9 protein-coding genes and 1 pseudogene are annotated in these 15028 nt (G+C 40.4%); all 10 read right to left on the bottom strand.

Going from position 1 to position 15028, the window contains the following annotated elements; translation table 11 throughout:
• Positions 1-38: 38 nt before the first annotated feature.
• Entirely contained in the window at positions 39-983 is a 945-nt protein-coding gene (gene metA, locus HMPREF2697_RS00500; protein WP_070849174.1) for a homoserine O-acetyltransferase MetA, read from the bottom strand.
• 172 nt (positions 984-1155) lie between these two features.
• Positions 1156-1674 carry an adenine phosphoribosyltransferase gene (locus HMPREF2697_RS00495; protein WP_004182660.1) on the bottom strand — a complete coding sequence of 173 codons (519 nt, stop codon included), beginning with the start codon at positions 1672-1674 and terminating at the stop codon, positions 1156-1158.
• Between the two features lie 118 nt (positions 1675-1792).
• Positions 1793-3994, bottom strand: coding sequence for a single-stranded-DNA-specific exonuclease RecJ (recJ, locus tag HMPREF2697_RS00490; RefSeq protein ID WP_070849173.1), 2202 nt, complete (start codon positions 3992-3994; stop codon positions 1793-1795).
• Positions 3995-4304: 310 nt separating this feature from the next.
• Positions 4305-4709 (bottom strand): GNAT family N-acetyltransferase, encoded by a 405-nt coding sequence (locus HMPREF2697_RS00485; RefSeq protein ID WP_070849170.1) that lies wholly within the window; start codon positions 4707-4709, stop codon positions 4305-4307.
• A 210-nt stretch (positions 4710-4919) separates the two neighbouring features.
• Positions 4920-5687 carry an SDR family NAD(P)-dependent oxidoreductase gene (locus tag HMPREF2697_RS00480; RefSeq protein WP_045772091.1) on the bottom strand — a complete coding sequence of 256 codons (768 nt, stop codon included), beginning with the start codon at positions 5685-5687 and terminating at the stop codon, positions 4920-4922.
• On the bottom strand, positions 5687-6616 hold the full coding sequence (rnz, locus tag HMPREF2697_RS00475; RefSeq protein ID WP_045772092.1) for a ribonuclease Z: 930 nt from the start codon (positions 6614-6616) through the stop codon (positions 5687-5689). Before rnz ends, HMPREF2697_RS00480 begins: the two co-directional genes overlap by 1 nt.
• A gap of 31 nt (positions 6617-6647) precedes the next feature.
• Positions 6648-7289 (bottom strand): cystathionine beta-lyase, encoded by a 642-nt coding sequence (locus tag HMPREF2697_RS00470; RefSeq protein ID WP_045001806.1) that lies wholly within the window; start codon positions 7287-7289, stop codon positions 6648-6650.
• Positions 7282-8520, bottom strand: a complete 1239-nt coding sequence (gene hflX / locus HMPREF2697_RS00465) for a GTPase HflX (protein ID WP_070849213.1) — start codon at positions 8518-8520, stop codon at positions 7282-7284. Before hflX ends, HMPREF2697_RS00470 begins: the two co-directional genes overlap by 8 nt.
• Positions 8521-8896: 376 nt before the next feature.
• A pseudogene (locus tag HMPREF2697_RS00460) lies at positions 8897-10066 on the bottom strand (FtsW/RodA/SpoVE family cell cycle protein); the annotation flags it as partial.
• Positions 10067-10206: 140 nt separating this feature from the next.
• Positions 10207-15006 (bottom strand): glycoside hydrolase family 70 protein, encoded by a 4800-nt coding sequence (locus tag HMPREF2697_RS00455; RefSeq protein ID WP_070849167.1) that lies wholly within the window; start codon positions 15004-15006, stop codon positions 10207-10209.
• Positions 15007-15028 lie beyond the last annotated feature (22 nt).

Below are 15028 nucleotides of genomic sequence, written 5' to 3'. Positions count from 1 at the left end.
GTCTTTATGCGCTCACATAAGTCTTTTGAGATTGTCTACTACAAATAACCGTAGAATGAAAAATCGTCTTCCAACTCTTCTAAACGATAAGGTGTTTCTTGATATACCGCATAGTTAATCCAATTGCTAAAGAAGGCAGATGCCGCAAGATTCCAACGAAGTTTAGGCTCCTGACTTGGATCATCCTCTGGGAAATAGTTTGCCGGTACGTCTGGATTAATCCCTGCATCCAAATCTCTTCGGTATTCTCTGGCCAGAGTATCACGGTCGTATTCAAAATGACCGAAACTATATACTTCACGAAGGTTCTTACTTGCTAAGATGGATAAACCGACCTCTGGTCCTGACACAACAATATCTAAATCCGTCTTGTCTTTAATATCCTCGAGCGTAACCTCAGTATAGCGTGAGTGTGGTGACACAAAGCTATCATCAAAGCCATTCATAAGGAAGTTTTCAGGCATGTCAACCGTTTGTTTATAGATACCAGATAGTTTCTCTGACAATGGGACCTTGTCGACTCCATGCTTATAATAGAGACCTGCTTGAGCTCCCCAACACAGATGAAGGGTTGAATAGACATGCTTCTTAGACCAGTCAAAAACTTGTATCAATTCTTGCCAATAATCAACCTCTTCAAAAGGCATTTGCTCAACAGGAGCTCCAGTTACGATGAGACCATCATAATACTTATGCTTAATTTCATCAAAAGTCTTATAAAAGGTTTCCATATGTTCGGCATGGGTATTTTTTGACTTATGACTAGTCATATAAAGAAACTCGACGTTAATTTGAAGTGGCGTATTGGCCAAAAGACGTAGTAATTGAGTTTCCGTAACTTCTTTAGTAGGCATAAGGTTAAGGATTAAGACCTCCATTGGTCGAATATCCTGGCTACTAGCTCTGTTCTCATCCATGATGAAGACATTTTCCGAACGCAATACATCAAGAGCTGGTAACTTATTATCAAGTTTTATAGGCATAACAATATCTCCATCCTTATTTATTCTATCTTCATATTATAAACCGGGGAGGTATTGTTATCAAATATATATTTTCTCTAGTTAGCTATAGCTTTAAACTATATTTAGAGGCCACCTTTGTTTTAAAAGAGTTAAAAAGGCCCTAAGGCCTTTTGTTAATTCATAGATAGATTTATCCTGGGAAGTTCATCAATACTTTAGTATCGTAACCTTCGATAGCTTCACGTCCATTAAGACCATCAAGCTCAATCAAGAAGGCACAACCAGCAACGACACCACCTAGGCGCTCAATCATCTCAATTGTAGCTTTAACGGTACCACCAGTTGCCAAGAGGTCATCAACGATAAGTACACGTTGGCCTGGCTTGATTGCATCGGCATGCATACAAAGCGTATCCACACCATACTCTTTTTCGTAATCGGCTGAAATCACTTCACGTGGCAATTTACCAGGTTTACGAACAGGAGCAAAACCAATACCAAGTTCAAAAGCAACTGGACAACCAACGATGAAACCACGCGCTTCAGGACCAACAATCATGTCAATCTTCTTATCAGTCGCATACTGAACGATTTCACGGATAGCATAGCTATAAGCATTTCCATCAGCCATCAAAGGACTAATATCACGGAAAGTAACCCCTTCTTTAGGGTAGTTTTCAATAGATGCAATATAATCTTCTAATTTCATTTGTTCTTCCTATAGGCTTTTCGCCAAAAAAATATTTACATACCATTATAGCATGAAATAGTAAATTTAGAAAATGCTAACCCTCATTTCGAGACGAATCCTTTGGATTAAGACTCCCCTACTTATACAGCCAATCATAAATTTCCTGTGGAGTTCCCAGAGCCATAAGTTCTTGGAACTTAACGAGTCGTTTCAGATTTTGGAAAATCTGACTGTCCTCAATCTCACGTTTTTCAGCTTCTTTATTGACTGTCATAACACCATTATCAATAGTCACAAAATCCAATTCATCAAAGATTTGAATCATCTTAATCAGAAGAATCTTGTCGATTTTAAGGTAATGACTGAGTTCATCCAATTTATAGCGAACATCGAATTCTGGGAATTGGTAAATGGTTTTATAGAGCCTTGCAAATTGCTCTCTTGTTCCATAACCTGTCAGATAATAGGCTTCCTTAATACTATTTTTAAAATAGATAGCTTGGAAATCTTTACCTTCAAACCACTCTTTTAATTCTGTAGCTGATTCAGGTAGGGTACTGAGGACAACCGCAGGCTCTGTGTCTGCTGCTTCTTCTACCGTTGGTAGACCTTCAGGCAGTGCCATATTTTTTGAGCGGAAATCAAATAATTGAACACCATCCACACGCGCATCTTCTAGCATGAGCTGTAGCGTTGTCTGACCATTCCAAACATTAACAGACAAGGTCACTGCCAATTCCAAACCTTGAGCTTGTTGAAATTCTTGGAGCAGATTACCTTTATTAAAAGCGACAACGTCAAAGCTATCCTTGCCTTGCTTCACCTTAAACTTAAGATGGGCTCCATTTTGTCCCATTGTCCTAGCTTGAGTAACGGTAATATCATGTAGCCAAAAGACTGGCTTTTTATTATCCATACCAAAAGGTGCTAGTTTTTCTAGACTCTTAATAGTATCCAAGCCAAGCTCGCTGAGTTGGAGCTCCTCGTCTAAATTAAGCGTATTTTTGGCACTTGTATCAATCTCATTATCGTAGACATAATGACACAAAATATCTGAGAGTTGACCAAGATTTTCCTCCGGAAGGGTCATCCCAGCGGCTCCAGCGTGTCCTCCAAAAGCAGTAAAGATGTCTCGGTGGTCATCAAGGGCATGGAAGATATTGATTGATTCCAAACTACGGGCTGAACCCTTAGCCAGACCATCTTCAATATTCAAAACCACTACTGTCTGGCTGATTTGTTCCATGATGCGCCCCGCTACAATACCTAGAACACCAGGATGCCAACCTTCCTTGGCTAAAACCTGAACTGGTTTGTCCAAGTCTACCATGGTCATAGCTTCATCAAAGATTTTTTGAACAACTTCCTTACGTTCTTCATTTTTAGCATTGATTTCCAGAGCAATGGCTTGAGCTTCCTCATCGTCAAACCCGGTCAGTAGTTCAATGGCTGGATTTGGATCATCTAAGCGTCCCAAGGCATTGAGTTGAGGAGCCAGTTTGAAGCCTACCGTTTCTTCGGAAATCGTTGTAGGGTCCACATCTGAAATGCGGAGCAATTCTTGAAGCCCGATACGCTCAGTAGTCTTGAGAATTTCCAGGCCGACCTTGACCATAATACGATTTTCATCCGTAAGGCTAACCATATCAGCAATGGTACCAATGGCTACCAAGTCCAACATCTCTGTAGGAATAGTTTCAAGGAGGGCCGTTGCCAATTTGAAAGCTACACCACATCCTGCCAAATACTTAAAAGGATAATCGGCATCTGGATGCTCTGGATGGACAATGGCAAAGGCATCTGGAAGCTGTGCCGGCATACTATGGTGGTCTGTAACGATAACGTCCACACCTTGCTCTTGCGCATAAGCAATAGCCTCATTACCCGCTACTCCATTATCCACTGTAACAATAAGTGAAATGCCTTCCTGCTCAATGAAATACTTATAGACACTTTCGTTTGGCCCATAACCATCTGTAAAACGGTTGGGCAAATAGACTCGAGCCTCGGCACCCATCATTTCAAGGGCTTCCTTGACAATCGATGCTGATGTCATCCCATCTGCATCATAGTCCCCATAGACTAAGATTTGTTCATAATTTTCAATGGCCCGACGAATTCTAGCAACCGCCTTGTCCATATCATGAAGAAGATAAGGGTCATGAAGGTATGATAGATCAGCCTTTAGAAAGTCTTCAAGGGCCTCTTCTGTCGTCACGCCACGTTCATAAGCAATCTTGGCTGCTGTTTCTGCCAGCCCATGTTCTTTGGCAAGTTTAAAAAAGCCAGCATCTGGCTCTTTTGTGTTTATTTTCCAATCATACGTTGATGTAATCATGTTTTTATATTTTCTCCCTGTCATCTAGTCTATCTATTATAACATGAATAATTTTATCATAGTGGATAGAAGCCTAAGTTTCCTAAAAAGAGAATGGAAAACATCGAAAGGTGCTTCGACTTGTGCTATATTTCCAATCAAGACCTGCTTTTCTGGATAAAATAAAAAACTAGGTATTGCTCCTTATTTGACTTGTATTTTCTCAGATATTCCTTTCTCCTCTTCCTTTTATCTAACTCAATTCTACTATCACTTTCAAGCAACATTCGGGAAAACAAGAAAAGGATTTCCTGTCTGAAAATCCTCTACATCAATATTTATAAATCATCCCTGTACAAGCTTGTTCTGAAAGTTCGACAAAACCCAGAGATTGGTAAAAGGCTAGATTTTTCTCGCTACAATCAGTTGCAAGGAGCCTTTGATAGACATTGGGGAAAGTCCCTAAAGCCTCTTCTAAGAGTTTCGTTCCGATGCCTTGGCGTTGGTGATCTGGTCGCACCAAGAGGTCCTGTACAAAAATGACAGAGTGGCCATCTCCTACTAAGCGAATATAGGCTACTAACTCTTCCTCATCATAAACTGCCAACTGCCAGAGACTAGCTTTGACAGCTTCTTCTAGCATAGATGGGTTGTTGGTATAATTGGTCCAGCCGACTGAACTGTACAGTGCGAGTAGGTCTGTTATCGCTGGAATCTCTTGTTTGTACTCTAACATCTTAACTCCTTTTTAATCTATAGTGCTGGAAGAAGGCGATATACCGATAAGGGGACTCTTGTCAGACTGCCAACTCCATTTGAAGCATAGACTCTCGCCAGCCTTATTGGCCTTTGAAGCGATTGTCCTGCAAGGCGTATTATACCTGTCCTCAGGGTTTTCGGATGGTTTCTAAATAGACTTGAATATTGACTGCCATTTACCATTCCCCTATTTGTAGTTAAACACATTGGTAGCCAGTTTGTCCGAGATGCGTGGAAATAGCGTATATCCTTTGTGCGCAACCGCTAAGAGTCGTGGCAAGTTAACTTCACGTTTGTTTTTGCCAAGAATACGGACAATCTTTTTAGCCACGTATTTAGGACTGAGGACAAACTTCTTAACACTCTCAAGATAGTCTCCAGATGGATCAGCTTGATCAAAGAAGCCTGTCTCAATTGGACCAGGATTGACTGTTGTCACATAGACTCCCTTATCAGCCAGCTCTAGACGAAGGGCATCTGAGAAGCCAATTACCGCAAACTTTGTCGCTGCATAGACACTTGAGTTGGCTGTCGCAATTTTTCCCGCCATACTGGCGATATTGATGATATGGCCATGGCCTTGCTCGACCATTTTCTCAGCCATTAGACGTGAAAAGGTCATCGTCGCAAAGGTATTGATATCAAACATATCACGGACCTCTTGGCTAGTGTAATGATCATAAGACTTGAATTCACCGAAACCAGCATTATTGATAAAGACATCAATACGTCCAAATCGTTGATAGAGATAATCGACCATTTCTTTAATGGCATTGTCGTCTCTAAGGTCAATGGCAAGACAGGTTTTATTTTCCACATGACGATAACATTTCTCAAGTTTATCCTTATCTCGTCCTAAGAGGATAATGCCATCACTGAGTGAGAGCTGCTTGACAATTTCTTGTGCAAGCCCTCCTGAGGCACCAGTAATAGCGATAATACGTTGTTTAGCCATTAAATCTCTACCTCTTCTAGGTCACGAACGATGTGGGTGTTTTCGAAAATTGTTTTAGCATCTGCTGCCATCTTACCGATATCACGCCCCAAGAAACGAGCTGATACATGATTTAGAAGAAGGCGTTTAGCTGACGCATCCTTAGCAACCTGTGCTGCTTGCATGTTGGTTGAGTGACCATGGCTCTTGGCAATTTTTTCGTCGCCCTTACCATAAGTAGACTCGTGCACCAAGACATCTGCTCCCAAGCCAAGACGAACACTGGCATTCGTCTTACGAGTGTCACCTAAGATAGTGATAACCTTACCTTTCTTAGGTGCGGAAATAAAGTCCTTGGCAATGATTTTTGTTCCATCTTCAAGAACCACGTCTTGCCCATTCTTAATTTGACCAAAAAGCGGACCAAATGGTACACCTGCTGCTTTAAGGGCCTCAGCATCCAAGGTTCCTTCAAGATCCTTTTGAACCACACGGTAACCAATACAAAAAATGGTATGATCCAACTTATCTGCATAAACAGCGAACTTGTCATTTTCCATAATCAAGCCAAGCTTATGCTCATCAATTTCCTTAAAATGCACATGGTAAGGGAGGCGTGTTCCAGAGGTACGAAGACTAGTCATAACATATTGTTTAATGCCGACTGGACCATAAACCTCTAAATCTGTTTGTTCTTCACTCGATTGGAAAGAACGGCTAGCCAAGAAACCAGGTAGGCCAAAGATATGGTCTCCATGCATATGTGTGATAAAGATTTTTTTAACTTTACGAGGTTTGATTGTTGTTTCTAAAATCTGACGTTGGGTACCTTCTCCACAGTCAAACATCCATACCTCATTGATTTCATCGAGTAACTTCAGAACCAGACTCGACACGTTACGGGCCTTGGAGGGCTGCCCGGCACCCGTCCCTAAAAATTGTAATTCCATGACTTCCTATACTTTCTATCTATCGTTCTTCTTATTTCTGGACAATATAAGCCAGGCATTCACGCTGAGCAAAGCCGTAATAAACAGTTTGCCCTTTATATTGAGACAAAAGTTCCACTAATTCATCTTGATTGAAGCTAGCCAACTTAATGACATTCCCCTTTAACTTAGTTACACGACTAAGTAACTGTGTCTCAGGGGTTAACTCTTCCAATACTTCTTCGTCAAAATCAACCTTGGTCATCTTAATTTGAGTGCCTTCAAGATAAACCTTATACTGCGGAAAAACTTGAGCAAGCTCAAACAAAATACTGGCCGTTGGAACCTCTAAATGCTCGGCAAAGACTAAGGCCACCTCATCAGCATTTTCAAAGCAAAAACCATAAGATTTTCCTGACAGATTGAGACGAATGAAAGGCTTGTACTCATCAAAAGATGGTGCAGAATTAAAGAGGTTCAACTCTTTTGAAAGGTCCAAGTAGTAATCCGTCGCTGCTTCAGGAGATTGTTTTTGGTAAATCTCTGCAAAATAAGCATTAATCACGCTTGGTGGCGGCGTAATGAAGGCCAATTTTTGACTGTCCGAAAGGTCTGACAAGGTATTTTTCAAATAGACCTTATCTAAACTTGTAAAACCACCATATTTTAAAGCTAAATCCATATAATCAGTCATAAAATTCTTCCAATTTCCATTTATTTTTCGGTGAAATATAACCTGTAATTTTTTCCACTTCTGTCTCAAATGTGTAGCTATCTAACAAAGCTAATTGACTCAATTGATAAAGTTTATAAGCTTGATCCTGATGGACCTTAATACTAAAAGGTTCAAAAATCTGTTGAATTTCATCAATCAAGAGTCTTCTGAGTGCCTCACGACTTCCCTTGTCACGTGCAGAGAGGCGAACATTAGGAAAGACTGTGGCTACTAGATTATCAGCTACATCCATCTTATTGTAAATTGCTAGGCGAGGGATATCAGTCATGTCTAAGTCTTTTAGAATGTCTAAGACCACCTTCTCATGTTCTTCGTGATTAGGATCACTCGCATCAATGACATGCAAAAGAAGGTCCACATTACGACTTTCTTCAAGAGTTGACTTAAAGGCCGCAACCAATTCTGTTGGCAAGTCCTGGATAAAACCAACCGTATCTGTCAAGGTCACTTGAAACTGATCCTTTAAGTAAATTTTCTTAGTCGTTGCATCCAAGGTCGCGAAAAGTTCATTAGCCTCATATTGCTTATCATCCGTCATAAGGTTCATGATCGTTGATTTCCCAGCATTGGTATAACCAATCAAACCAATTTTAAAGGTACTTGAATCAACACGCTTTTCGCGAATGGTTTCTCGGTTCTTCTCAACAATTTTTAACTGGCGTTCAATATCAGCAATCTGGTTACGAATCGAACGACGATTGAGTTCCAACTGACTTTCACCAGGTCCACGGCTACCAATGCCCCCTGCTTGACGGCTGAGCATAATCCCTTGACCAGCTAAACGGGGCAACATGTATTTGAGTTGAGCTAGGTGAACCTGAAGTTTCCCTTCATGGCTTCTAGCCCTCATGGCAAAGATATCCAAAATTAATTGCATACGATCAATAACTTTTACGCCAAATGCTGCTTCAAGATTGGTATTTTGACGAGGCGTTAAACGGTTATTGACGATGACAGTGCTAATCTCATCCGCATCCACCATAGCCTTGATTTCTTCTAATTTTCCTGAACCTACGAAAGACTTACTATCATAGCGTTCACGTTTTTGGGTATAGCTAGCTACAACCTCTGCTCCTGCAGTTTTGGCAAGACTGGCAAGTTCCTCCATTGACATGTCAAAATGCTCTGTTTCTTGCAATTCAACACCTACTAAAATAGCACGTTCTTGCTGTTTGGCTGTCTCTATCATAGCAAACCCCTTTTCAAAATAGTCAACTTCTATTATACCACAGGCAGGGGCAAAGAAAAGGTCACAGGCCTTAATTTTTTTCAAAGAAAAACAAGTTGGATTAACCAACTTGCTCTTCTTAATGTTTACGTGTCGGTTTCTTTTTCGAACCCTTACGACGCTTGCCTTGATGAATGCTCGGCGTATTTTGAGAAATGGTTTGACGCATTTTCTCAGTGGCCTTATCAACCTTATCTTTAGCCTTGACCAATTCTTGAGAGGCCTTGGTAACACTCTTCGAAGGCTTGTTTTTCTTAGACTTGCTCTTAGAAACAGGTTTCACTTGACTAGTTCCAGACGTACGCATACGACGAGACATAGCCAGGAGAATTTTATTTTCCTCGTTGAGGTTAGTCTGATAAGCCATTGAAAGCACCAAACCAACACCAATCAAGTTAGAGATGAGTGATGACCCCCCTTGAGAAATAAAGGGCAAAGGAATACCTGTCAAAGGAAGAATTCCCACTGCTGCCCCAATATTTTCAAAAATATGGAAGACAATCATCATGATAAAGCCTGTCGAAATAAAGGTATAAAAACGGTTGTTAGATTTGAACGTCACTCGCAACATGCGGTAAATGAGGAAGAGATAGGTTAAAAGAACCAATCCACCACCTACCAAACCAAAATCTTCCGCAATGACTGTGAAAATCATGTCACTCTCACGAACTGGTACGTTCAACTCCAGATGATTAAAGCCTTTACCATAGATTCCTCCAGTACCAATCGAAATCATCCCTTGTGTCTGTTGAAAGGCGATACCGTCTGCATAAGTGAAGGGATCCAACCAAGCTGAGATACGGTTAATCTGGTAGGTTTGTACCCCCATCTTGAGCATAGCTTCCTTACCCCAATCTGTGGTAAATATCATTACAAACAAGGCTAACCCTGTTGCAAAAGCTAGAACTACCGGCAAGATAATACGCCAGGATATCCCCGAAACCACTACAATACCGGCTAAAATAGCCAGAAAGACTAAGGCAGTCCCCATATCTCCTTGAAGAACCAGTAAACCTAAAACAGGGAGTGTGACTGCAACATATTGGAAGAGCAGTAACCAGTCATCCTGTAGGTTGGTCACTTCCTTACCTTGCTTAGCCCAAACACCTATTCTCGATAGAAAAAGGATGTAGGATATCTTCATAAATTCAGATGGTTGAAAAAGGGTGACTGATCCAATGCTTACCCAGTTTTTGGCTCCCGTCGAGGCTACCAAAGCAGGAGAATAGAAAACGAGAGGTAGAACCATAAGCACCAGACCGAAAATATAGAGCCAGGGGGTTACCTTCCAAAGAAACTCTGTATTAAATAACATGACAACAAAAGCAAGTACTGAACCTAGAAAAATCCATAGTACTTGCTGAGACATGACTTGCACAAGATTCTTTGGGTAATCAAAATTTGTCGCTATAAATATCGAAACCAAACCAACCAGTAGCAATATGAGAACTGGCAGGAGAATCGAGTAATCTATCCGACTTTCAATAGTATTTTTTGACTTAGCCATGTGTACTCCAAAATAAAGATTTAGCAAGAGTTATTATACCACTTTTTTACCCAGACAAATGACCTGAATGTATAAAAGTTAGACAATTTTTTACGAAAAAAGCAACCACAAAAGTGATTGACTTCTTTCATTCATTACTCTTAATTTGACACGTAGCCTTTTCCTTGAGCGTTGAAGTATACCCATTGCCCTGAAGGAATTTTAACCCAACGATTAATAGCCTTTTCCCCTGTATGAACATCATAGTAAGAGATTGAGCCATCAGGATTCGTAGCAGTTGCCCCCTTCACTTGCTTACCAGTTTGGTCAAAGTAAAGGTGTTGACCGTTGATCGTCTGTTCGCCAACAACAACTTCACCCTTGGCATCTGCATAATACCAGTTGTTATCTCCACTAGTGAAGAAGGTTGATACTAACTTATTACCAGTATTCCAATGGTAGTATGAGCGACTACCATTCGCATTTGTTGCGAAAGCGCCTTTAACCTGCTTACCATCAGTATCAAAGAAGAGTTTTTGACCGTTGATAACTTGAGCTCCTGTAACGACATTACCCCTATCATCAGCATAATACCATCTATCATGACCGGTAGCGAAGAAGGTTGATACCAATTTATCACCGGTATTCCAGTGGTAGAATGAACGACTACCGTCAGTGTTCGTTACGAAGCCACCCTTAACTTGGCGACCATTAGCATCAAAGTAGAGGTGTTGACCATTGATGACCTGAGCACCTGTGACATTACGTCCATATGAGTCTGCATAGAACCAGTTGTTGTCCCCAGTAGTATAGAAGCCTGGTGTATGTGCCTTAGTCACAACACCCTTAGCATCGACATTAAAGGTTTGACCATCAACTACTAGTGATGTATCAACAAGTTTCACACCTGTGATTGCATCGTAGTATGAAGTCGTACCATCAGGATTGTTCACGAACTCACCTTTAACTTGTTTACCTGATTCATCAAAGTAGAGTTCGTCTCCATTGATGGTTTGCGCACCACGAAGAACGTCACCTTCGTTATTTGCATAGTATGTAGCATCACCAACTTGGAAGAAGCGATTCTTAACTTGAACACCTTTTTCATTGAAGTAAAGGTTTTGTTTACCTACCTTAGTAAACCCAGTAGCAACATAGCCTTTATCATTGGCGTAGTACCAATTACCATCTTGTTCAAAGAAGCCTGAGTACTTACGTTCGCCTGAATCACCACAGAAGAACATTAAATGGCCGTCTTTTGTAGGAACGAAGACACCTTTAGCTTGGTAACCATTATCATAGAAGTATTTTTCCTTACCTTCTACTTCAGTCAAACCAATAGCCATGATGCCACCCTTGAAGAAGTATTGATAGAATTTCTCTTCCTTACCACTATCATCTTTAACAGTAACTTCTTTCCAACCAGTTTGAGTCGTCAATTTACCTGACTTACCATAAACCAATGATTGACCTTTAGCATTTTTAATAACACCATCAGTAAACATGACACCATTTGGCAAGAAGAAATAGTTAGAACCATCGATAGTTTGTTCACCAGTTACAAGGTAACCCTTATCGTTAAAGTAGTATTGCTTACCGTTATAAGTTACAAACTGACTCTTAGCTTGAGTACCTGATGTTGTGTAATAAGTTACACCTGTACCATCATAGGCAAAACCAGTCTTAGCTTTTGTATCACCAGTCAAGGCTGCTGGGAGGAAGGTACCTTTATCGTTAACGGTGAAGTACAATTTACCATCGCTGAGAACATAGTCAGAACCACGTTTTTGGATGTTTGTACCGTTAAAGTATTTAGCTTCCCACTGTTTAATCTTCACAGATGGATCAATTGTCTTACCAGACGCTTCCATAACTTCTTTGAAGATTTCTGGATAAAGTTTTTGAAGTTTGTCGAGGAAGGCACCACCGTACTGGGCTTGGAAATCATTACCTGATGACTTGGTATTTGTCACATAAAGTTTATTAACCAAGCTAGTATCATCAAGGACCTTACCATGTGTATCAGTACGCGTAGCAGTCACTACTTCTTTACCTGGAAGGGTGTACAATTGGTCTGGAACCCAGTCAGCAATGACCTGAATACCTTGTTTGTGAAGAGCCTTGAGGGCATCACGAAGGTCTTCTTTTGAACCGTATTTATTGTTTTTGCTCATGGCAAAGTCGTAACGGTCTGTGAAGGCATAACCATTTTCAATAATAGAATCAAGGAAAGTGCCATCCTTAGATGAGACATATTGAGGTGCAATCTCAAATGACGTAATACCCCATGACTTGAAGAGGTCTGCGTTAGCTGCAATCAATTTGTTAGTGTATTGACTATCCTCTTTGACAAAGTCTTGGAAGTTTGAGAAGCCTTCGTAAATCACTTGTGCTTCAAGTGCTGCAGAAGAGCTATAAACCTTATCCCCTTCTTTATAGGCTTTTGTTGATGGTTTAGCAAGAACGTTTTGATCGTCAGTCGCACCTACTGGTACCCAAACTGAAAGGTAACCACTCATATCAACAGTCTTAAAGCCTTTGATTTCATCAGCTGTGAAGACAAGATTTCCTTGTGCATCTGTGTATTTAACAATCTTAGTATCTGAATCATTCAATGATGACACAATACCTTTTTCCGTACCAAGCAAGAGTGGACGATAAGCTTGATTCTTGTGGGCTGCACCCATATTTACAGTAATAGTTTCACCATCTGCTAATTTCAAATCCGGGTTATTAGCAATAAGGGTCAACATACCTGAATTGCGACCGTATTTTCCACCTTCTGTATCTGTCTTAGACATCAAATCTTGACCATAACGGACAGAGACAAGAACTTCTTTATTGTCTTTAGCAGATGATACCCCATCACCAGCAAGGTTGTGGATATAAGATGTTTGACCACCAGCTACATACTTAGGACGCGCTTTAAGAAGAGTTGTGATTTGATCAAAGTATGGTGATTTCTTAGCCATGTATTGACCATTATCAGTATACAAATCTCCATAATAAACACGTGTTGCCGCACCCATTGTTTGAAGCATCAAAGCATAGGCAGCAGGAATATTTGAATGCGTATATTCCTTATCAACTTTCAACATATCAGCATTATAAATATCGAAAGCTTGTTTCAATTGATCTAATGTGAAAGTGAAACCATCTGTTGTAGGATCAATTTTTTTACTGATAATGTCTGCGATAACCGTTTGAACTTCTGAGTCATGTGCACGAACAAAGAGGTAGGTTGCAAAACCAAGTTGATCATATGAAGTGACTTCTGCACGGTTTGAGAGACCGAAATAACCTCCGTTAATAAGGTCCTTCATTGATGCATTACGTGCACCTGTACCTTTATTAGTTACTGGACGAGTTAATCCGTGAACAATTGACAAACGGAGACCATTATCCATAGAAAGAGCTGCTGTGTTGTGCTCATTCACATAATATGGGTCATTGTGTGACCATGCTTCAAGAATAGAGATATTCGCAAGGGCACGAGCTTCCGACTCATTAACCTTGTATGCAGCCTTCATGTATGAAGACACTAATTGAAGCATGTCAACGCTAACATTATCCACAGCATCAACACGTATACCATCAAAGTGAGCATCCTTGTCCTTATCACCAAAGACGATTTGTCCCCAGTTCATAAAGTAATACAATTGGTTAAGCATTTCTGCTTGAACGACTGGATTAGAGTTGTCAATGTCATTTGAGAGCAAGAATTCATAACCACCATCGCTACCATTAACAATCTTATGATTTTTAATATAACTTGTCGCCGTTTGATTAAGCTTACGATAATCAGAGTTAGCCCATTTAGTTGAATCGCTGTTCACAAAAAGAAGCGCACCTTTTTGGAAGTGTTCCTTACCTGGCGATTCAGAATTAATGTTCCATTTATCTTGGTCTTTAACAAAAGCCTCGATTGACTGACGCAACCAGTCTGTTGACTTATTAGCAGCAATCTTAACTTCAATCTTACGTTGGAGGATTTGAGCTGCGGCATTCAAGCTAGCTTGAGAATTTTCAATCGTAAAGACATCTTTTGTTTCTTCACCGTTGCTAAGAGCCTTAGTCATGTAATTCAAGTAAGCTACTTGAGTATCCTTATCAGGCCACCAAGACATCAAAAGTGGACGAAAATCTTTTTCAGTTGACGCTTTCCAAGTTGTACCAGCTTCAAGGATTTCTTTTGGACGGTACCAACTGTCTGCTGTCAAATAACCATCAACAAGTTCAAAGCTTGCTTTAGTTGAATCGTAGGCAGCATTATTTTTTGTAAAATCAGTGACTAGATTTGTTGTTTCTTGTGTAAATGAATACGTTGATGTGCTTGAAAGGGCACCATTTTCATCAAAATAAAGGACCTGACCATTTACAGTAATGGCAAAGTTTTTCTTGTGTGATCCATCTTCTAAAAGATAGTAATATTTACCATCTTTTTCTTTTTTAATATTATCGAGTGAGACTGCAGCCTTAATTTCGGCTTCAGAAAGCTCTTTAGACTTCTCAGTCGTTGGAGCAGCTACTCCAGCATTTGCAGCGACTTCTGATGTTGTAGCTGTTTCTGGTTTAGTAGCAACTTCTGGCTTAGCAGTCGTTTCAGGTTTGGCTTCAACCTCTACTGCTGCAGCTCTATCACTAGTTGTTCCTGAATTTGGTTGAACTGTCGTTCCAGCTGGTTTGTCAGCAGTAACTTCTGCTCGCTCTGTTGTTGTGGCATTTGAAGTATTTGCAACCTCAGTTGTTGTGCCTACCTCTTTTTCAACCACAGGATTTGTATTTTCCCCGACCGTAGTTGTTGAAGGTGATCCATTAGAGTTATTTGTTTCTTCTGCCGAAGCGAGTGAAGATGTGGCAACACTACCACCAACAATGGTAGCCAAAGCTACTGAAGCGACAGCCAAAGTAACCCACTGCTTCTTCACTTTGTGCAGTTTATAGCGTACTTTATTTTCCATATTCAATTTTTCCCCAATATAT

It is taken from the genome of Streptococcus sp. HMSC064D12, from assembly GCF_001837205.1.
Lineage (GTDB): Bacteria > Bacillota > Bacilli > Lactobacillales > Streptococcaceae > Streptococcus > Streptococcus salivarius_D.
The sequence above is the reverse complement of the archived record's forward strand: the minus strand, read 5'-3'. Positions and strand labels throughout refer to the sequence as shown.